Source organism: Streptomyces xanthochromogenes, assembly GCF_014650455.1.
Taxonomy (GTDB): domain Bacteria; phylum Actinomycetota; class Actinomycetes; order Streptomycetales; family Streptomycetaceae; genus Streptomyces; species Streptomyces xanthochromogenes.
In genome coordinates, this window is sequence record NZ_BMUZ01000001.1 from 653,470 (window position 1) to 673,463 (window position 19,994).

At 69.4% G+C, this 19,994-nt stretch carries 22 protein-coding genes; 15 read left to right on the plus strand and 7 right to left on the minus strand.

Features of this window, described 5'->3' with window-relative positions; all coding sequences use genetic code 11:
- Nucleotides 1-55: 55 nt before the first annotated feature.
- The 5 genes from tuf to IE267_RS03000 form a co-directional block, all read right to left on the minus strand.
- Entirely contained in the window at nt 56-1,249 is a 1,194-nt protein-coding gene (gene tuf, locus IE267_RS02980; RefSeq protein ID WP_100578111.1) for an elongation factor Tu, read from the minus strand.
- 160 nt (nt 1,250-1,409) lie between these two features.
- Nucleotides 1,410-3,536 (minus strand): elongation factor G, encoded by a 2,127-nt coding sequence (gene fusA, locus IE267_RS02985; protein ID WP_100578110.1) that lies wholly within the window; start codon nt 3,534-3,536, stop codon nt 1,410-1,412.
- 39 nt (nt 3,537-3,575) lie between these two features.
- Nucleotides 3,576-4,046, minus strand: a complete 471-nt coding sequence (gene rpsG / locus IE267_RS02990) for a 30S ribosomal protein S7 (protein ID WP_161245599.1) — start codon at nt 4,044-4,046, stop codon at nt 3,576-3,578.
- A gap of 2 nt (nt 4,047-4,048) precedes the next feature.
- Nucleotides 4,049-4,420, minus strand: coding sequence for a 30S ribosomal protein S12 (gene rpsL / locus IE267_RS02995; RefSeq protein ID WP_003948652.1), 372 nt, complete (start codon nt 4,418-4,420; stop codon nt 4,049-4,051).
- A 368-nt stretch (nt 4,421-4,788) separates the two neighbouring features.
- Entirely contained in the window at nt 4,789-5,247 is a 459-nt protein-coding gene (locus IE267_RS03000; RefSeq protein WP_167157646.1) for a helix-turn-helix domain-containing protein, read from the minus strand.
- 316 nt (nt 5,248-5,563) lie between these two features.
- Between IE267_RS03000 and IE267_RS03005 the strand changes: the two genes are divergently transcribed.
- Genes IE267_RS03005 through IE267_RS03015 form a run of 3 tightly spaced genes read left to right on the plus strand, consistent with a single transcriptional unit; the run spans nt 5,564 to nt 6,797 of the window.
- On the plus strand, nt 5,564-5,884 hold the full coding sequence (locus IE267_RS03005) for a WhiB family transcriptional regulator (protein WP_189762049.1): 321 nt from the start codon (nt 5,564-5,566) through the stop codon (nt 5,882-5,884).
- Nucleotides 5,881-6,558 (plus strand): hypothetical protein, encoded by a 678-nt coding sequence (locus IE267_RS03010; RefSeq protein WP_189762050.1) that lies wholly within the window; start codon nt 5,881-5,883, stop codon nt 6,556-6,558. Before IE267_RS03005 ends, IE267_RS03010 begins: the two co-directional genes overlap by 4 nt.
- On the plus strand, nt 6,555-6,797 hold the full coding sequence (locus IE267_RS03015) for a hypothetical protein (protein ID WP_167156480.1): 243 nt from the start codon (nt 6,555-6,557) through the stop codon (nt 6,795-6,797). The genes IE267_RS03010 and IE267_RS03015 overlap by 4 nt, the downstream gene beginning before the upstream one ends.
- A gap of 231 nt (nt 6,798-7,028) precedes the next feature.
- On the opposite strand, the gene IE267_RS03020 is transcribed toward IE267_RS03015, so the two are convergent.
- Nucleotides 7,029-7,328, minus strand: a complete 300-nt coding sequence (locus tag IE267_RS03020; RefSeq protein ID WP_229860596.1) for a hypothetical protein — start codon at nt 7,326-7,328, stop codon at nt 7,029-7,031.
- A 488-nt stretch (nt 7,329-7,816) separates the two neighbouring features.
- Here IE267_RS03020 and IE267_RS03025 point away from each other — a divergent pair, with 488 nt between their 5' ends.
- The 3 genes from IE267_RS03025 (at nt 7,817) to IE267_RS03035 (ending at nt 9,377) form a co-directional block, all read left to right on the plus strand.
- Nucleotides 7,817-8,224 (plus strand): phage tail termination protein, encoded by a 408-nt coding sequence (locus IE267_RS03025; RefSeq protein ID WP_189762051.1) that lies wholly within the window; start codon nt 7,817-7,819, stop codon nt 8,222-8,224.
- Between the two features lie 143 nt (nt 8,225-8,367).
- Nucleotides 8,368-8,943, plus strand: coding sequence for a phage tail tube protein (locus tag IE267_RS03030; RefSeq protein WP_100578102.1), 576 nt, complete (start codon nt 8,368-8,370; stop codon nt 8,941-8,943).
- Nucleotides 8,944-9,086: 143 nt separating this feature from the next.
- Nucleotides 9,087-9,377: a hypothetical protein gene (locus IE267_RS03035; protein ID WP_167157654.1), complete on the plus strand. Its 291-nt coding sequence runs from the start codon at nt 9,087-9,089 to the stop codon at nt 9,375-9,377.
- 493 nt (nt 9,378-9,870) lie between these two features.
- Here the strand turns inward: IE267_RS03035 and IE267_RS03040 are convergent, their stop codons facing one another.
- Nucleotides 9,871-10,260, minus strand: a complete 390-nt coding sequence (locus IE267_RS03040) for a hypothetical protein (RefSeq protein ID WP_229860598.1) — start codon at nt 10,258-10,260, stop codon at nt 9,871-9,873.
- Nucleotides 10,261-10,414: 154 nt separating this feature from the next.
- Between IE267_RS03040 and IE267_RS03045 the strand changes: the two genes are divergently transcribed.
- The 9 genes from IE267_RS03045 (at nt 10,415) to IE267_RS03085 (ending at nt 19,954) form a co-directional block, all read left to right on the plus strand.
- Nucleotides 10,415-11,080, plus strand: coding sequence for a hypothetical protein (locus IE267_RS03045; protein WP_189762053.1), 666 nt, complete (start codon nt 10,415-10,417; stop codon nt 11,078-11,080).
- A gap of 52 nt (nt 11,081-11,132) precedes the next feature.
- Nucleotides 11,133-12,197 carry a phage tail family protein gene (locus tag IE267_RS03050; protein ID WP_189762054.1) on the plus strand — a complete coding sequence of 355 codons (1,065 nt, stop codon included), beginning with the start codon at nt 11,133-11,135 and terminating at the stop codon, nt 12,195-12,197.
- A gap of 36 nt (nt 12,198-12,233) precedes the next feature.
- A complete protein-coding gene (locus IE267_RS03055; protein ID WP_189762055.1) occupies nt 12,234-13,394 on the plus strand; it encodes a hypothetical protein in 1,161 nt (386 codons plus the stop codon).
- Nucleotides 13,395-13,419: 25 nt separating this feature from the next.
- Nucleotides 13,420-14,481 (plus strand): phage distal tail protein, encoded by a 1,062-nt coding sequence (locus tag IE267_RS03060; protein WP_189762056.1) that lies wholly within the window; start codon nt 13,420-13,422, stop codon nt 14,479-14,481.
- A 43-nt stretch (nt 14,482-14,524) separates the two neighbouring features.
- Complete coding sequence (locus IE267_RS03065) at nt 14,525-15,637, plus strand: hypothetical protein (protein WP_167157666.1); 1,113 nt, start codon at nt 14,525-14,527, stop codon at nt 15,635-15,637.
- Nucleotides 15,634-16,764 carry a hypothetical protein gene (locus IE267_RS03070; RefSeq protein ID WP_373304451.1) on the plus strand — a complete coding sequence of 377 codons (1,131 nt, stop codon included), beginning with the start codon at nt 15,634-15,636 and terminating at the stop codon, nt 16,762-16,764. Before IE267_RS03065 ends, IE267_RS03070 begins: the two co-directional genes overlap by 4 nt.
- A complete protein-coding gene (locus IE267_RS03075; RefSeq protein ID WP_167157668.1) occupies nt 16,765-17,478 on the plus strand; it encodes a hypothetical protein in 714 nt (237 codons plus the stop codon).
- A gap of 53 nt (nt 17,479-17,531) precedes the next feature.
- Nucleotides 17,532-18,983, plus strand: a complete 1,452-nt coding sequence (locus IE267_RS03080; RefSeq protein ID WP_189762057.1) for a phage tail protein — start codon at nt 17,532-17,534, stop codon at nt 18,981-18,983.
- 77 nt (nt 18,984-19,060) lie between these two features.
- Nucleotides 19,061-19,954, plus strand: coding sequence for a peptidoglycan-binding protein (locus IE267_RS03085; RefSeq protein WP_189762058.1), 894 nt, complete (start codon nt 19,061-19,063; stop codon nt 19,952-19,954).
- Nucleotides 19,955-19,994 lie beyond the last annotated feature (40 nt).

Consider the following 19,994-nt stretch of genomic DNA (forward strand, 5'->3'; position numbering starts at 1 on the left):
AGGTGCGGGGCTCTTCTGACAGCTCAGCGAGCTACCAGGTCAGACGGTCAAGTACTTACTTGACGATCTTGACGACCTGGCCGGCGCCCACGGTCCGGCCACCCTCACGGATGGCGAACTTGAGGCCCTCCTCCATGGCGACGGGCTGGATCAGCGCGACGTTCATGGCGGTGTTGTCGCCCGGCATGACCATCTCGGTGCCCTCGGGGAGGGTAACGACGCCGGTCACGTCCGTGGTACGGAAGTAGAACTGCGGGCGGTAGTTGTTGAAGAACGGCGTGTGACGGCCACCCTCGTCCTTGGACAGGATGTACGCCTGGGCCTCGAACTCGGTGTGCGGCGTGACCGAACCGGGCTTGATGATGACCTGGCCGCGCTCGACGTCCTCGCGCTTGATGCCACGAAGCAGCAGACCGACGTTCTCACCGGCCTGGCCCTCGTCGAGCAGCTTGCGGAACATCTCGATGCCGGTGACCGTGGTGGTGGTCTTCTCGGTCTTGATACCGACGATGTCGACGGTCTCGTTGACCTTCAGGACACCACGCTCGATACGACCGGTGACGACGGTGCCACGACCGGTGATCGTGAAGACGTCCTCGATCGGCATCAGGAACGGCTTGTCGACGTCACGCTCGGGCTGCGGGATCGCCTCGTCGACGGCGGCCATCAGGTTCAGGACCGACTGGCCCCACTCCTTGTCGCCCTCAAGCGCCTTGAGCGCCGAGACCTTGACGACCGGCAGGTCGTCGCCCGGGAACTCGTACTCGGAGAGGAGCTCACGGACCTCAAGCTCGACGAGCTCCAGGATCTCCTCGTCGTCCACCATGTCGGCCTTGTTCAGCGCGACGACGATGTACGGAACGCCGACCTGGCGGGCCAGGAGCACGTGCTCCTTGGTCTGCGGCATCGGGCCGTCGGTGGCGGCAACCACGAGGATCGCGCCGTCCATCTGCGCGGCACCCGTGATCATGTTCTTGATGTAGTCCGCGTGACCGGGGCAGTCGACGTGGGCGTAGTGACGCGACTCGGTCTGGTACTCGACGTGCGCGATCGAGATCGTGATACCGCGCTGGCGCTCCTCAGGAGCCTTGTCGATCTGGTCGAAGGCCGAGGCCTCGTTCAGGTCCGGGTACGCGTCGTGCAGCACCTTGGTAATGGCGGCCGTGAGGGTCGTCTTACCGTGGTCAATGTGACCGATGGTGCCGATGTTGACGTGCGGCTTAGTCCGCTCGAACTTTGCCTTCGCCACTGGGGTCCTCCTGCGGAGTGGTTCTGGTACGCCTTACTCATCGGCGCCAGGTGATCTTTGCTGGGATGCCGGGGCCCGGGGCACTCACCGTAAACCTGATGGTTTACGCCGAATGCCCCAGTGGCTCCGGTGACAAGCCTAAAGCGTGAACTCGGAGGAGTTACTCGCCCTTGGCCTTCGCGATGATCTCCTCGGCGACGTTCCGCGGAACCTCGGCGTAGGAGTCGAACTGCATCGAGTAGCTTGCGCGACCCGAGGTCTTGCTGCGGAGGTCGCCGACGTAGCCGAACATCTCCGAGAGGGGCACGAGGCCCTTCACGACGCGGGCGCCGCTGCGCTCCTCCATGGCCTGGATCTGGCCACGGCGGGAGTTGATGTCACCGATGACTTCACCCATGTAGTCCTCGGGCGTGGTGACCTCGACGGACATCATCGGCTCAAGGAGCACGGGCGAAGCCTTGCGCGCGGCCTCCTTGAAGGCCTGCGAACCGGCGATCTTGAACGCGAGCTCGGAGGAGTCGACCTCGTGGTAGCCACCGTCGAGAAGAATGACGCGGACGCCGGTCATCTCGTAGCCGGCCAGGATGCCGAACTGCATGGCCTCCTGCGCACCCGCGTCCACCGACGGGATGTACTCCCGGGGGATGCGGCCACCGGTGACCTTGTTCACGAACTCGTACGACGCCTCGCCGCCCTCGATGGGCTCGATCGCGATCTGCACCTTGGCGAACTGACCGGTACCACCGGTCTGCTTCTTGTGGGTGTAGTCCACGCGCTCGACGACCTTGCGGATCGTCTCGCGGTACGCGACCTGCGGCTTGCCGACGTTCGCCTCGACCTTGAACTCGCGACGCATACGGTCGACGAGGACGTCGAGGTGAAGCTCGCCCATACCACCGATGATGGTCTGGCCGGTCTCCTCGTCCGAGTGAACCTGGAAGGAGGGGTCCTCCTCCGCGAGACGCTGGATGGCGACACCCAGCTTCTCCTGGTCACCCTTGGACTTGGGCTCGATGGCGACCTGGATCACCGGCGCCGGGAAGTCCATGGACTCCAGGATCACCGGGGCCTTGTCGTCGCACAGCGTCTCACCGGTGGTGGTCTGCTTCAGGCCCATGACGGCGACGATGTCACCGGCGCCCACCGACTCGATCTCCTCACGCTTGTTCGCGTGCATGCGGTAGATCTTGCCGATGCGCTCCTTCTTGCCCTTGATGGGGTTCAGCACCGCGGTGCCGGCCTCAAGGCGACCGGAGTAGATCCGGATGAAGGTGAGCTTGCCCAGGTGCGGGTCGCTCGCGATCTTGAACGCCAGCGCCGAGAGGGGCTCCTCGTCGGACGGCTTGCGCTTGACCACGACCTCCGGGTCCTTGACGTCGTGGCCCTCGATGGCCTCGACGTCCAGGGGGGAAGGCAGGTAGCGGACGACGGCGTCGAGCAGGGGCTGAACGCCCTTGTTCTTGAACGCGGTGCCACAGAACACGGGGGTGACGGTGGTGTCGCCGCCCTTGCCGGACGCGATGGTGATGCGACGCACCGCGGCGTACAGCTGCTCCTCGGTGGGCTCGACGCCCTCAAGGAAGAGCTCCATGATCTGGTCGTCGTTCTCGGCGACGGTCTCGACCAGCTTGCCGCGCCACTCTTCAGCGGCCTCGGTGTGCGTGGCCGGGATGTCGACGACGTCGTACATCTCGCCCTTGGTCGCTTCCGCGGACCACACGAGGGCCTTCATGCGGACCAGGTCCACAACGCCCTCGAAGTTGGCCTCGGAACCGATCGGCAGCTGCATCACGATCGGGGTCGCACCGAGGCGGTCCACGATCATGTCCACGCAGCGGTGGAACTCAGCGCCGGTGCGGTCGAGCTTGTTGACGAAGCAGATACGCGGAACGCCGTAACGGTCGGCCTGACGCCAGACCGTCTCGGACTGCGGCTCCACACCGGCGACACCGTCGAACACGGTGACCGCACCGTCGAGGACGCGGAGCGAACGCTCCACCTCGACCGTGAAGTCCACGTGGCCCGGGGTGTCGATGATGTTGATGGTGTGGTCGACGTCCTCAAGCGGCCAGTGGCAGGTCGTCGCGGCGGACGTGATCGTGATGCCGCGCTCCTGCTCCTGCTCCATCCAGTCCATCGTGGCAGCGCCGTCGTGGACCTCACCGATCTTGTAAGACACACCGGTGTAGAACAGGATCCGCTCGGTGGTGGTCGTCTTGCCCGCGTCGATGTGAGCCATGATCCCGATGTTGCGGACCTTGGCCAGGTCAAGTGAAGTGGTAGCCATATCGGCTCAGTCTTCTCTCGGTCTCGATGTGGGTAGCGACTACCAGCGGTAGTGCGCGAAGGCCTTGTTGGACTCGGCCATCTTGTGGGTGTCCTCACGCTTCTTGACCGCAGCGCCGAGGCCGTTGGAGGCGTCGAGCAGCTCGTTCATGAGGCGTTCGGTCATGGTCTTCTCACGGCGGGCGCGGGAGTAACCCACGACCCAGCGCAGCGCGAGGGTCGAGGCGCGACCGGGCTTGACCTCGATCGGCACCTGGTAGGTGGCGCCACCAACACGGCGGGACTTGACCTCAAGAGACGGCTTGACGTTCTCGAGGGCGCGCTTCAGCGTGATGACCGGGTCGGCGCCGGTCTTCTCGCGGAGGCCTTCCATGGCGCCGTAGACGATCCGCTCGGCGGTGGAACGCTTGCCGTCAAGCAGGATCTTGTTGATCAGCGAGGTGACAAGAGGAGAGCTGTAGACCGGGTCGATGATGACCGGGCGCTTCGGGGCGGGGCCCTTACGAGGCATTCTTACTTCTCCTTCTTGGCGCCGTAGCGGCTGCGGGCCTGCTTGCGGTTCTTGACACCCTGGGTGTCGAGCGAGCCGCGGATGATCTTGTAACGAACACCCGGCAGGTCCTTCACACGGCCACCACGCACGAGCACGATCGAGTGCTCCTGCAGGTTGTGTCCCTCACCCGGGATGTAGGCCGTGACCTCGATGCCGGAGGTCAGACGCACACGCGCGACCTTACGGAGCGCCGAGTTCGGCTTCTTCGGGGTGGTCGTGAACACACGCGTGCAGACGCCGCGGCGCTGGGGCGAACCCTCGAGCGCGGGCGTCTTGTTCTTCTCGACCTTGTCCTGCCGGCCCTTCCGGACCAGCTGCTGGATCGTAGGCACTACTTCTCCGGTTTCTGTGTGCCGTAGTAAAACTAACCTGAAACACGTCTCCGACCCACGCGGTCGGGTGTGTCGAATACTGCATGCTCCCGCCCGGGGGCAGGAGAAGCGCAGATTGCGGCGGCCGGTCTAGGAGCTCGCGCTGCGGACGTAGGCACGCAGCGGAGCCCAGGCACACCCCAGGCACAAGGTCTGAGCGTACCTACCTCATCGACTTGGGTCAAAACAAATGCCGTCCACGCCGACACGCCGGTGAACGACCCGGCGACCGCCCCGCCTGATCCCGGGTCCGATCCCGCGTCCCGGATCGACTCCGGTCGGCCTTCCGTCGGCTCCGGGCCGGACCCGGAGCCGACGGAGGGCGTCGTTCAGCTGCTCGCCGAGGCGTCGCGCCGCCTGGGGCGCACGCCCTCGGGGCGGGCCCCGCTCACGGCGATGATCATCTCCGCCATCTCGACGAACTGCCGGCGGTGACTGTCGGGGATGCCGAGCAGCTCGGCCGCCTCGGCCGGCGTGACCCGTCCGCGCCCGGCTCCCCCGGCGGCCCCGTCCGGCACCGGCAGGTCGTCGGCCGTGACCCGGCCCGACTCGATCAGCATGTCCCGAAGGCCGACCCCGAGGACCCGCGCGAGAGCGCGCATGGTCTCCAGGTCGGGCAGGCTCTGCCGCTGCAACAGCCGGGTCACTGCGGCCCGGTGCACTCCGGCGTCCTCGGCGAGCCGGGACCGTCCGCCGCCCCGCGGACTGTCGATGTCATATCCGCGCTCGCGCATCAGGTCCTCGACCCAGCCCGCAAACCGCTCCATATCCGAGCTTTTCTCGCCCATAGCACGCTCCCTCCGCAACCATCCCGACCCTACCGTCCGTTCGCGCGCGCAATAACCAGCATGGTGTGCGAGTCCGCAACTAGCCACCCTGACAGGCAAAATCGCAGTATTGGCTGCGTGAAGGTATGGAGAAGGAGGCACGGAGGGTCGGTACGGAACGACGATGAGCGACATTTGTTGCGCACTCGCACGCAATATCGGTAACGTTGATTGCGCAACCGCAACAAGGGGTGCCCGCAACCCCCTCCACGTTCCTCGTCTCCTGCCTCCGTGCACTCCCCGTGCTCCCGGCGCCTCCCGAGAGGGATTCCATCCCATGCCCGCACCCGCGCTCGTCCGCGCACCCCTGTCCCGGGGAGCCCACCCCGCCGCCCGGCGCTCCCAGGACTGGCGCTCCCACGCCGCCTGCATCGGCCTGCCCGACCGCGCGGTCTTCGCCCGCGAGCCCGAGGCGGCTCGGCCCGCCCTGCGCGCCTGCGGCATCTGCCCCGTCCGCCGCGCCTGCCTGGAGGCCGTCGCCCCGCGTACCAGCTGGTTCGACGGCGTCAGCGGCGGGCGGCTGTGGCGCAACGGCCAGGAAGTTCCCGTCCCCGTCCCCGCCCGGTCCCGTGCCGGCCGTCTTCAGGAGCAGTCATGAGTCACCGTCCCGACCCCGCCGCCGTCTGGTTCGGCATCCTGCTCCGCCAGTTCCCCGAGCTGCACCAGGAGCTCGCCCCCAGCCGCGGCGCCCGTCCGCTCGGCGCCGGGCACTCGGGCCGGCCCACCGCTCCGGCCGCGCCGATCCGCCTGTTCGTCTCCGACACCATCCGCGACATCACGGACGGCGTGGTCGAGCTGGAGGAGGCGGTGTGCGAGAAGCTCCGCCTGCCGCGTCCGCCGCGCGGCACGGTGCTCGATCGACTGGGCCGGCTCGTCGCCCTGCTCGACCGGGTCGCCGAGCGGCCGGTCCTCGCCGAGCACGTACGGGGCGAGGCCCGCCGGATGGCCCGCCGCTGCTCGCTGGCGCTCGGCGACGCCGAAAGCCCGGTCCGCGTCGGGGGCCGCTGCCCGCACTGCGACTCCGTGTCCCTGCGCGTCTTCCCGCACCGCGAGACCGTTCTGTGCGTCAACCCGGGCTGCCGCTGCGCGACTTCGGACTGCGGCTGCCGCACCGACGCGGCGCACCGGCACGCCTGGGCCCGCGACGCATGGCAGGACCTGGCGGAGACGACGGCCGGCGACCTGGCGGAGCTGACGTCGGCTCAGGACGGGGTGCGGCCGGGTCCCGACGGGCTCGACCGGCCCGACTCGAAGGGGGCGGGCGCACGATGAGTACGACGCGTACGGTCCGACCGGCCGGTGCCACACCGCTCTACCCGCCGACCGCCGCCCTCATCACCACGGCGATGGCGGCCGAGGAGGCGGCGGTCGCCCCGGGCACCATCCGCAAGTGGGTCCAGCTCGGGCACATAGCGCCGGCGGGCCGCAGCGGCCGTTCCCACCTCTTCCGCCTGGCGGACGTCTTCGCCGCCGAGCGCGCGACCCGCCGAGCACACGAGCTCCGCGCCTGACCTTCCTCTACAGGTACCGCCTCTATGGATAGGGAGATAGGGCTCCACAGAGACGGCCTGCCCGGCTCCTCTATATGTGCGGTGCTGCTGCATGTGCAGTGTTGCTACATGTGCAGTGCTGCCGGGGCTCCTATACATACGCCGGCCCTCCCCGACCCCCTTCGCTCCCCATACGAACAGTGCCCCGCAGCCGATGTGGCTGCGGGGCACTGTTGCGTACGCGTTCGACGGCTACCGCACCCGGGGGCGCGGGGCGCCACGGCCGGCCGGGCCCCGGACGTCCCACGCCGGCACCTGGTAGACCTGCGCGCCGGCCGGACTGTCGTCCCCCAGGGTGGCCATCGCCTCCTGCCACCCGGAGACGAACCCGTTGAGCTCCGCGTCCCCGATGGCCCGCTCCGCCACCTTGCCGACGACCGCGGTGAGCGCCTGGGCGACCTCGGGCGTGAAGGAGCCGGAGTTGGCCGAGTCGGCGGCCACTTCCACGGTGGCGATCACCACGTCCGAGACGCGCTCGCTGTACACGCTCACCGGGCGACTCCCCCGCACCCCACGACCTGCTCGCTCATGCCACCCCCAGGTGCTCTTCGTCGGCTCATACGCCCTTCCATGCCGCCCCCGGACATCTGCCGTGAGATGCCTCAGAGTGCGCGACAACCACAAACCTAACCCGTGGAACTGACACTGTGTTCCCTAGGTCCACGCCCCTCAGCTCCCGGCGCCGGGCACATCGGCCGCTTCCTCACTCCCGGCCCTGATTGCGTGCCCGAAACTCCAAGTTGCGCGCTCGCGCGATCTCGTTCACAATAAGTGCAGCGGCGGAGCTGCGCCTTCAACCGGGCGTCGGCGTCCGCCGCTTCGCGTTGAGCGCTCCGGCGGGGCGTACGGGCCGAACGGCAGCCCGCTCTCCCGCCCTCCGCACTGTCCCGCACGGCCCGCGCCCCGCCGGCCGCTCGACGCGCCCCTCCCCTTCGGCTCACCAAGTCTTCGAGCCTTCGAGCCTTCGAAAGGAGGCCCTGTTGAGCGAGGCCCTGCTCACGTTCCCCGATGTGGAGCGCCTGATCGTCGACCACCTCAAGTACCGGCCGGAGCTGGCCGGGGTGACGGTGGACAACCGTCCGCCGGCCGGCTTCGACGGTACGCAGCAGGTGGTGCTGGTCTCCCGGACCGGCGGCGCCTGGGTCGACGACCTCCATCTCGACACCCCGCTCGTCGAGTTGGAGGTGTACGGCCCGACCAAGACGGCGGCACACACCGTGTCCCTCTCGGTCCGCACCGCGCTCCTCCAGCTCCGCGGCACCACCTACGGCACGGCGGTCGTCACCGACGTCGTCGAGACCGAGGCCGTGCGCTGGCTGCCGGACTACAACCGGCCGGCCGGCAACCGCTACCTCACCACGGTGCGCCTCTCGCTGCGCCCGTCCTGACCGCCCCTCCCATCGAGGCCCTGCCGAAATCGGCGGGGCCTTTCGCATGTCCCGAACGGGCCATGCGCCAGAACGGGCCAGGTCCCGAACGGGCCGAACCCCGAACGGAAAACGAACAACGAACAACGAACAAGGAGAACCACATGTCCGGAATGAACCCGAGCGAGATCCGCGTGGCCGGCACCGGCCGCATCTTCCTCGCCAAGGTCGGCACCGACGCCCCCGCCGACACCACCACGGAGTGGGGCGCCGCCTGGCACGACCTGGGTTACACCAGCACCGACGGCGTGAAGTTCGGCCGCAAGGGCAAGACCGCCAACATCGACACCTGGCAGTCGCTGACCCCGGCCCGCACGATCTACACCGAGCGCGAGCTCACCCTGAAGTTCGGCATGCTCCAGCTCAACGAGGACACGCTGCCGTTCTTCTTCGGCGGCGGCGAGGTCGTCGAGAGCGCCCCGAACTCGGGTCTCTACAAGTACGAGATCCACAGCGACCAGGGCGAGGACGAGCGCGCGCTCGGCGTCGAGTTCTCCGACGGCGCCGAGGTGCGCTACCGCTTCGTGGTCCCGCGCGGCCTGGTGACCGTCTCCGACGACGTCGACCTCAACCGCAAGGGCGCCGTGAAGCTGGGCGTCACCTTCACCGCCATGGCCGCGAAGGCGGACGCGCCGCTGGCGACGTGGCTGATGAAGGACAAGTCCTTCGGCACGAAGTAGCCCTCCCGGGGCGGGAGTTGGCGCGCTTCGGCCGCGTCGGCCCGCCCGGTTCCACACACCACCCGAATCGGCGCCGCCCCGCCCTCCCCTCCCCGGGGCGGCGCCCCCTTCCCCTTCTTCTTCCTACCTGAGGAGCAGCACCCATGTCCGGATTCGACGTCAACGCGGCCCGCGCCCAGCGCCTGGAGGCCCACGGGGCGGCCTGGTCCTTCCAGTTGGACGGCGACACCTTCGAACTCCCCACCGAGATCGGCCACCGCACCGCCCGTGCGCTGCGCGAACTCGACGACAGCGATGTCGACGGGCTGCTCGGACTGCTGCTCGGCGAGGCGCAGTTCAAGAAGTTCCTGGAGCACGACATCACGATGCAGGACATCGCCGCGATCCTGGAGGCGTACGGCAAGGAGACCGGGCTCGGTCTGGGGGAAGACTGAGCCTCGACGCGTTCGTCGAAGAACACGCCGAGGCTCTCGAAGCCGACCTGCTGCGCCACTACGCCGTCGACCTCCTCGACTGGCACCGCGGCACGCTGACGTCCCGCCGGCTCGCGGTCCTGGTCAAGCACCTGCCGCGCGACAGCGCGGTCAACCGCGACCTGCACGGCGAGGCGGTGGAGTGGGACTCCTCCACCCACCTCCTCGCCGCCGCCGTGGACCACCTCGCGGTGGCCAATTGGATGACGGCGACGATCAATTCGGGAGAGGACGCGGACCCGCTGGACTATCCGGAGGCGGTGCCGCGGCCGGTATCCCCCGAACCAGAGGAAGCCCCCCGATCAGAGCGCGCCTCCGAGACTCCCCCGTCGGCCGCTCAACTCGCACGCTTCTTCGGATGAGAGCGCACGCCACCTGAGGGTAACTACTCGGCCCGCCCGGCACGCTCGGACATTCCTCGCCACGGACAGGTAGCCGGGGCAGGGAAGGCGGCTCAAAGGATGTAGAAAACAGCGAAGGGCGCAATCATCACGTTCATTACGACCAGAACAATGATTCCGCCTCTCAGATCACGGCGAGCCTGAGACTTGCCACCGAACAGCTCCATTTCCGTACGCGCCCTGCCATGTGGAGCTTTCGGATCATAAATGATCCTGACCTCTTCACCGTCGTGCGATATACGGCCGTCCGCGAGCGGGCTTCGATAAGAGGATCGATATCCGTCCAAGGTCTTGAACTTAAAGAACTCGGAGACTCTGCCCTCATCCCACGACGCACCGGTACATATGGCAGAAACCGAGATACCGGATTTGCGGAGCCGACGCTCCACGAGTATCGGATATATGCCGAACGGAAAGACGTAGATCGCGATTGGGAGGAACATTACGAAGGCATATAAAAGCCATAGAGAATTTTGGGATACCCACCCGGACACGGCGCCCCTCCAGGGTGACAGAGTGCAAAAGATGAAGCAAAGTATCACATGGACCAGGACAGGATCAAGAGTCTTACCTGCGACGAGCTGACGGGTTAAGTGAATGGCTATAGACCCAGGACCCCTGCTGCCCAACTCTCTGGCTGGAGATTTTGACGACACCAAGGCAGAGCATAGTGAGCTGAACCGAAAAATCAACGAGTTCAGCTATGTGGTCAACAGTTTCGGAGTGACCATCAATGGCTGGTCCAACACTATCAGCGTGCTTAGCGGCAGCGTCGAGGGACTCAAGGTCTCAATCGGTCTCCTGGCTGTCGGCTTCACTCCCTTGAAGATAGACGGCGCGCTCATGAAGGTGGACGAGAAAGGGATCGTATTCGCCGGTAAGCAGAAATGGACTTGGCCTCACGCTCGGGATGAAAAACAAAAGCAGGAGGCCGCAGAAAAGCGCTCATCCAAGATTCACGGAGAACTCGAAAAATCTGGACTGAGGGCAGAAGACAGCATCGAGCAGGCCAGGCTGAATCCCCACGATGCCGAGAAGGTAAGAAAGGCAAAGGAGGATATACGCGCATTCCGTGTCGCATACTACAACGCCAAAGGGGACATCAATCGGGCGCAGCAGATGCGAGATCAGGCGAAAGCCGCAGAGGCCGCAGCCAAGGAAGCCAGAGAGAAAGTGCAGCGGGATGTACAAGCGACCGGCCGTAACGTTCAGTCCCTGTCGCAGCAGCTTCGCGACCTCGAAAGAGAACTGGTCGGCCACTAAGCATGACTCTCCGCCCCGAAACCTTGCCGCGAAAACAGGATCGGAATAGAAAATGTCCCTAGTCCAATCCCTGACCCGAGCCTCCGGCTCGCTAAAAGGGTTCAGAACAGGAATCGACGGCGCGGGCCGCTCCGCCGGATCGCTCGGTAAGCAGGCCGGGGCGGCCAACACCAATGTCGGGCGGATCAAGGGGGCCGCCCAGCAGTCCGCCAAGGAGCTCAAGGGGATGAAGACCGCCGCCGACCAGGCGGCGAAGTCCGTCGGGAAGGTCGGCAAGGACGCCGGGACCGGCGGGGTCTCCATGGGGAAGCTGCAGGGCGGGCTGAAGAAGGCCGACGGAGGGTTCAAGGGGCTCAACAAGGCCATGAAGGGCAACGTCATCGGGATGCTGCTCGAACTCTTCGCCCCGCTCATCGAGAAGGTCGTCGCCATGGCGACCAAGTCGAAGGCGATGCAGAAGATCATGAAGGTCGCCTTCGACGTCATCGGCAAGGTCGTCGACGTCGTCATGAAGGCGATCGGCCCGCTGATGAAGAGCACCGGGAAGATCATCTCGTCCGTCTGGAACGGGATCAAGGGCGCGATCCTGCCCATCGCCCTCTGGATCGCCAGCTTCATCCCCGGCGCGTTCGACACCGTCAGGGACGCCCTGTCCAGCGCCTGGGGCGGGCTCTCCCGGTTCGCCGGCGGGGTGTTCGACGGGATCCTGTCGGCGGTGAAGTCCCCGCTCAACCTGGTCATCGGGCTCATCAACTCCGCCATCGGCGCCCTCAACGGCATCCACGTGTCGATCCCCGGCTGGGTCCCCCTCGTCGGCGGCAAGACCTTCGGGGTGAACATCCCGCGCATCCCCATGCTGGCGGAGGGCGGCATCGTCGCGCCGCGCAGCGGAGGCGTGCCCGCGATCGTGGCCGAGGCGGGCGAATCGGAGGCGGTGCTGCCGCTGTCCCGGCTCGACCGGCTGCTGAGCCGCACCGCGACCCGCGCCGCCTCCGACCCGGCCGGACTCAACGGATACGGCGACGGGTTCCACATCGAGAACTACTACGCCACCCAGAGCTCCGACCCCCAGGACACCGCCCGCGCCCTGCTCTTCCTCGCCAAGGCACGCGGATGAGCCGGGACCCGGCACGCCCCCGAAGGGAGGACCGCCATGGCCGCGGCCCAGCCGAATCCACTCGCCAACTCCAGCGGCGCCTTCCGTAGCTTCGGCGGATCGGCGGGACAGGCCGCCCGGGCCGCCGGGAGTGCCGCGGCCGGCATCACCGGCGCCTCCCGTGCCGTAGACCGGATCCGGGCCTCCACCGCCCAGGCCGGCAAGGACATCAAGCAGTTCGCGACCGGTGCCGACGCGGCCGGCCGGGCCGCGGGAGCGCTCGGGCGGGCGGCACCCGGTGCGCACACCGGCGTCCTGAAGGTGAAGACCGGCGCCCAGGGCGCCACCCGTGAGCTCAAGAACCTCAAGCGGAACTCCGACCTCTCCGCCAAGTCCATCGGCATCGCGGGCAAGGGGTCCGGCGCGCTCGGCAAGGTCGCCACGCTCTTCGGCGGCAATCTGAGGATCGCCGGCGCGGTGATGACGGCGGTGAACCTGGTCATGAAGGCCAACCCGTGGGTCCTGGTCGCCACCCTGCTCGCCCCGTTCGCCGAGCAGCTCATCGAGTTCGCCCTGAACTCGGAGTTGGGGCAGCAGATCATGGAGACGGTGTTCGCCACCGTCGGCAGCCTCATCGAGACGGCCCTGACGTATGTCGCTCCGGTCGTCACCGGGTATCTGACCGTCGTCCTCGGGTTCTGGAAGGGCCTCGCGAACGTCGTCAAACCGGCCCTGAAGTGGGTCACCACCTCCCTGCCGGGCGCCTTCCGCACGGTCAACTCCGCTATGGAGCGGGCCCTGCACGGCATGGGCGGCTTCCTGGAGAGCGGCTTCCAGATGGCCGTCGGCGTCATCAAGGGGCCGATCAACGGGCTGATCGCCTTCGCCAACTGGGTCATCGACGGGCTCAACAGCCTCAGCTTCAACTTCTTCGGCAAGCACTTCGGTGTCGATCTCAACAGGATTCCGATGCTCGCGGCGGGCGGCATCGTCGCGCCCCGCACCGGCGGCGTCCCGGTGATCCTCGCCGAGGCGGGCGAGGCCGAGGTCGTCCTGCCGCTGTCCAGGCTCGAAGAGCTGCTCGCCCGCACCGCCGGGGCGGCCCGCGCCGCCAGGACCGGCCACCGCACCCCCCGCATCGAGAACTACCACGAGCCGGAGGGCCGCGGCTCGTACGGCATCGCCGAGGAACTGCTCTTCCTGGCGCACACGACGTAATCCAGAAGGTGAGGGCCAACCACCCATGCCCCCAACACAGTTGACCACCACGACCGAACCTCCCGGCTCACTGATCACCCGCGACGGGCAGATCCAGTGGGCCGGACTTCTTTTCGGGCCCGGCACGGACTACGAGATCGCCGACAGCGGCCTGACCGGCTGGGCCGACCTGCCCGGCCTCGACAGCGGGGACGTGCTGCGCCCCGACCAGCACGGCGCCTGGCCCGGTGCCCAGTGGTCGCAGGCCCGTACCGTCACCGCCTCCGTCTGGCTGCTGCCCGACCAGCGTGAACAGGCGGCCGCCGTGGCACAGCGGTTCCGGGCGGCGACCTCGGTGCACTCCGGCGAGCAGTGGCTGACGGTGCGGCTGCACGGCGAGACGTTGGCCGTGCGGGCCCGGATCAGCCAGCGGTCCATCCCGCACGACCGCATGTACGTCACCCAGGGCGCCGCCAAGGCCGCCGTGCAGTGGGTGTGCGCCGACCCGCGGCGCTTCTCCCTCGACGTGCTGTCCGCCCGCACCGGGCTGCCGTTGCCCGAGACGGGGCTGACCTGGGAGCGGCCGCCCGCCCAGGTGCCCGACCCCAACCAGCCCCCGCCGAAGCCCGACGAGGAGACCCGGCCGGGCACCGGTACGGCACCGGTCCTCGCGCCCGCCGCGGCGCCGGGAGCACCCGACCCCGCCGCCGGTCTCGCCTGGCCGCTCGGCTGGGGCACGGCCCGTTCCACCGGACTCGTGACCGCGTACAACAGCGGCGACGCACCCGCCAACCCGGTGATCGAGTTCCGCGGCCCGGTCCGCAAGCCGTCCCTGACCCGGCTCAGCGACGGCCTGCGGCTGGAGTACGACATCGCACTCGCCGCCTCCGACGTGCTCACCGTCGACACCGGCGCGGGCACCGTCCTCCTCAACGGCACGGCCTCGCGCATCCACACGGCCTCGGCCTGGTCCACGCCCGAGCAGCTCTTCCAACTGGAGCCGGGCCAGAGCACGTTCGCCTTCCGCTGCGAGGCCGGCTCGGCCGCCCCGGCCCCACAGGGACCCCAGCCATCGGCGGCGGTCACCTGGCGCAGCGCGCACTGGTAGACCGCCCTACCCCCCAACTCCCTTACACCACCTAGGAGATCGCATGAACATCGGCAGTGCCTGGCTGCTCAACAGCACCGACGGCAGCGGCGGCCAGACCCGGCTCGACACCCGGCTCGCCCCGATCGGCACGATGGCCCCCGACGGGCCGCTCGCCTCCCGCGGCGGCGTGATCCCCGGCTCCGCCGAGGGCCAGTACCTCATGGACGGCCTGTACGTCTTCGGCGACAAGGCGGGCATGAGCGCCCTGGTCGCCCCCGGCCGGGCCGTCGTCCAGGGCCGCCCCGGGGCGGGCGCCTACCCCGTCTACATCTCCGAGTACACGAGCCTCACCTTCCTGGACGGCGACCCGGGCCTGCCCCGCGTCGACCTCGTCGTGGTGCGGGTCTACGACGACGCGGGCACGACCGCGGCCGTCCTCGAAATCGTCCAGGGCGAGTACGCCGCCTCCCCCGTGGCACCCCGGGTGCCGGAGGCGGCCCTGGCGCTCGCCGAGGTGAAGGTGCCGGCCGGTGCCTCGGCAGGCAACGGCGGCATCAACTGGACGACCGCCGTGAAGGACCTGCGCCGGCCCACCGCGTCGGTCGGCGGCATCGTCCCCGCCGGGGGCCCCGCCTACCGCGGCTCCTACCCCGGCCAGTACCGCGACAACGGCGGCAGCCTGGAGCGCTGGAACGGCACGGAGTGGCGGCCCTACCCCGAGCCGCGGGCGACCTGGCAGGACTACACCCCGGCCTGGGGCCAGGCGACCGCCGGCGCCCCGGTGCCGAAGCTCGGCAACGGTTCGCTGTGGGGCCGGTACATCAAGGACGGCCCGGTGGCGCACTTCCAGGCGGCGGTCACCATCGGCTCCACCAGCAACTGGGGCGGCCCCAACAAGAACGGCAACTGGTACCTGTCGCTGCCGGTCCGCCCGGCCGGTCCGCGCGGCCTGACCATCAACTTCCGCGCCCGCACCGGCGGCGACCCCGGCGGCTACTTCTACGGCGGCGCCGAGATCAGCACCGCGTACCACCCCAACGGCGTGGCCCGGAACTGGTCCACCATCCAGGCCAACGGGAAGCCCACCGGCGTATGGGTCGACGCCGACGACCCGATGACGCCGCTGCCCGGCAGCTGGTACGAGGTGTGGGGCACCTACGAGGTCGCCCCGTGAACCGCGCGATGCCGACGGGCGAGGTCACCTACCGCGCCCTGTTCTGCGATCTGCGCACCGACCGGGTCATCGACGCGCTGCCGCTCACCGAAGTCGAGTTCGACGACTTCATCGGCAAGCCCGGCCAGCTGCGGGCCACCGTGCCCCTGCCCGACGCGGCGCTCGCGGCCCGGGCCCGCGAGGCGCTCCGGCCCGGCCGCACCGCGGTCTGGCTGGAGCGCGGTGCGGACATCTGGTGGGGCGGCATCCTGTGGACCTGCACCCCGGCCGGCGACGAGCGCGGCCGGCTCGACGTGCAGATCCAGGCGGGCACCTTCGACTCCTACCTCGATCACCGCGTCCTCTCCGGCGACCTGTCCTTCCCGGCCCCCGGCACCGACCAGTTCGAGATCGTGCGCGCGCTCGTACGGCACGTCCAGGAGCAGCCCGGCGGCGACATCGGGATCGTCCTGGACGACGAGCTTTCGGGCGTGCTCGGCAGCCACGCCTACGCCCGTACCGACCTGGCCCGGGTGCGGGAGATCATCGACGCGCTCGCCGTCCTGCAGTACGGATTCGAGTGGCGCATCCAGTGCTACCGCGACTCCGGGACGGGCGCCCGGATCAAGAAGCTCCAGCTCGGTCACCCCCGGATCAGCACCGGTTCCGTGCCGATCGTCCTGGACCGGCCCGGGCCCGTGATCACGTACAGCCTGCCGACGGACTCGACCGTGCAGGCCAACGTGTGGCTGGCCCGCGGCGAGACCGCGAACAACAACAGCGCCGCGGCCTCGCTGCCCCAGATGTCGATCCCGGCCGTCGCCGCCGAGGACCTGGACGCGGGCTGGCCCCGCCTCGAAGGGTCCTCCGACCACAGCGGCATGTCCGACCAGGGCGTCCTGGACGGCCTGGCCAGGGCCGAACTGGCCCGCGCCCGGCGCCCTCAGGTCATCCCCGAGGTCACCATCCGCGTGGACGGCCGCATCACCCCCGCCCTCATCGGTGCCTCGGTGCTGCTGCGCATCCGCGACGGCTGGCACCAGGGCGGCACCGACCGGCGCTACCGGGTCGTCGGCCTCACCGTGACACCGCCCGGGCGCGGCAAGGGCGAGACCGCGAAGCTCTACCTGGAACCGGAGGACGCCTAGATGGCCGCCATCCCCACCGATCTCCTGGACCGCATCCGTGCCCTGGAACGCCAGGTCCGCGCCCTGATGGGCAGCGCCAACACCCGGCCCGCCATGGACCGGATCAGCGGCGGCAACGTCGTCATCAGCGACGGCGGGCAGCTCGCGGTACGCAACCGCGACGAGCAGAAGGGCGCCGAACTCCTCTACATCGGGCAGGTCTCCCCGGCCCGGCCCGGCGGCGAGGAGCAGCAGGGCTTCTTCGTGCGGCGCGACGACGGCTCCAAGGCGCTCACCGTGCACGCCGACGCTCCCGACCTCCAGCCCAACCAGTCGGTGAAGGTCTTCGACCGCAAGGGCAACGCCCTCTTCGCCGACGACCTCGGCGGCGAGGGCCTGGCCCGCCCCTACATCCCGTATCCGCTGCCCACCCCCGAGGACACCGGCCACTGGGAGTCCACCTCGGCCACCGAGTGGACCACCCTCTACAACGGCAACGCGATCGCCCAGCACCCGAGCCTGTACTGCCTGGTCGCGGCGACGGGCGGCGGCGAGGTCAGGCTGCTCGTCAACGGCGTCCAGGTGGGGCCGAGCGCCGCCGGGACGCTGGAGTTCACCGCGCCCATCGGCGCCCCCTACGACAGCCCGGTGACCTTCCTCGTGCAGGCCAGGGCCGTCGAGCCGGGCGCCACCGTCCGCTGTTCGCCCCGCGCGCTGTACGGCGTCAAGTCCTGACCTCCGTCAGCCTCAACCCCCTTTATCCGCCTTCCCGTTCGAGGAGTACCTCCGTGTTGCCCTCCGCCATTCCCACGGTGACCGTCACCGCGCACTACCTCACCCCGGCCGGCCTCCCGCTGAGCGGCACGGTCACCTTCAGCGCGCCCACCCTGCTCACCCACACCGCGAGCGATGTCATCCTGGGCGGCCCCATCGTCGCCCCGCTGGACGCGGACGGCCGGATCAGCACGGCCCTGCCGGCCACCGACAGCCCGGGCATGAACCCGGTCGACTGGCAGTACACCGTCACCGAACAACTCTCCGGGCTGCCGGCCAACCGCACGTACAACATCGTGCTCCCGGCCTCCCAGCCGCTGATCGACCTGGCCGACCTGGCACCCGCCGACCCGCAGGCACCGCAGTACGTCGCGGTCCCGGGCCCGCCCGGACCGGCCGGCGCGGCGGGCCCGGCCGGTCCGGCGGGCGCCCCCGGCGTCGTGCGGTCCGTGAACGGCAAGAACACCGCGGACGTCGTGCTCGCCGCCGACGACGTCAAGGCGGTGGCGTCGGCGTCCGTCGGCGTCGCGGGCGGAGTGGCCACGCTGGACGCGGCCGGACGCGTGCCCGTGGCGCAGCTGCCGCCGGGCACGGTCGATCCGGTGTCGTCCGTCAACGGCAAGAAGGGCGTGGTCGTGCTGAGCGCGGCCGACGTCAACGCGCTCGACCAGGCGGCCGGCGATCTGCGGTACGTGCGCCCCGAGGGCATACCCGTCCAGTCCGTCAACGACCGCACCGGCAAGGTCGTCCTGGACGCCGTCTCGGTGGGCGCCGCACCGCTCGGCTCGACGGTCCTGCTGAGCGGGGCCCAGAGCGTCGACGGCGCCAAGACCTTCACCTCGGCGCCCTCGTCCGGCGCGGCCCCCACCGCGGCGGCCCATCTGACGCGCCGGGACTACGTGGACGCCGTCGCCACCCCCGGCAGCTGGGCCCCCGGCGACCTCGGCTTCAAGGCCTGGGGCTTCGACCCGGCGACGACCTCCGGCACCCGCTCGCAGTACTGCGGCGCGGGCTCCGTCTACCTGATGGGCGTCCGCCTCAACACCCCGGCCACCATCGGCAACATCGCCTTCTACTGCACCGGCTACGTGGGCGGCACCCTCAGCGAGGCGACCTACGCGGGCCTCTACGACGCGAACGGAAACCGGGTCGGGGTGACCGGCTCGCTCAAGGACGTCATCAAGGACGGCGCCACCGCGGTCTGCCCGCTCACCAAGGCCTACGACGCCGCCGCGGGCAGCTACTGGGTGGCGCTCCTGGTCAACGGCCCCACCGAGGCGACCAAGGGTCCCGCGTTCGCGATGGCGGCCGGAGCGGGCGAACGCCCGGCCGGCACGGCCCGGATGCCGGGCGCCTTCGCCCGCTACGGCCGGCTGCCCGCCACGGGCCAGGCCACGCTGCCGACCTCCTTCGCACCCAAGTCCGTCGTCAGCGACACCAACTCCCTCTGGGCCGCCGTCGCCTGACCCGGCCCCACTCCCTCCGAAAGCCCCCCGCGCCCCGGCCGGGGGGCTTTCGTCCACCCCCATCCGAGAGGAAAACCATGTCAACTCCCCTGTCCGCGGCGGCTTTTGCGGCCGCCCTGCGCGCCGAAGGCGTATCCGTCGTCGAGACCGACGGCTGGCGCGACCACAACCGCAACCACAAGGGCGCGTGGGGTCCCGTCAACGGCGTGATCGTCCACCACACCGTGAGCAGCGGCACCGACGCCTCCGTCCGCCTGTGCTACGACGGCTACGACGAGCTGCCCGGCCCGCTGTGTCACGGCGTCATCGCCAAGGACGGCACCGTCCACCTGGTCGGCAACGGCCGGGCCAACCACGCGGGCGGCGGCGACCCGGCGGTCCTGAACGCCGTGATCGCCGAGAACTACGGCGACCGGCCGCCGGCCACCCACCAGCACGAGGGCAGCTCCGGCGCGGTCGACGGCAACGCCCGCTTCTACGGCTTCGAGTGCGTCAACCTCGGTGACGGCGCCGATCCGTGGCCCGCCGCCCAGCTCGACGCGATCGAGCGGGTCTCGGCGGCGCTGTGCCGGGCCCACGGCTGGTCCGCGAAGAGCGTGATCGGCCATCTGGAGTGGTCGGACTGGAAGAGCGACCCGCGCGGGTTCGCCATGGCGGAGCTGCGCTCGCGCATCGCCGCCCGGCTCGCCGGAAAGCCGATCGCCACCCCCGCCCCGCAGCGCTACCAGCCCTTCCCCGGCGCCGGTTTCTTCACGGTGGGCCGCGACTCGCCGGTCGTCACCGCGATGGGCCGCCGGCTCGTGGCCGAAGGCTGCTCGGCGTACGCCGAGGGCCCGGGCCCGCGCTGGACCGACACCGACCGCGCCTCGTACGCCGAGTGGCAGCGCCGGCTCGGCTTCGACGGCACGGACGCCGACGGCGTGCCGGGCCGCGCCTCCTGGGACGCCCTGAAGGTCCCGTACACCGTCTGACCTCACCGCCGTGCGGGCCCGGGAGCGGTACACCGCTCCC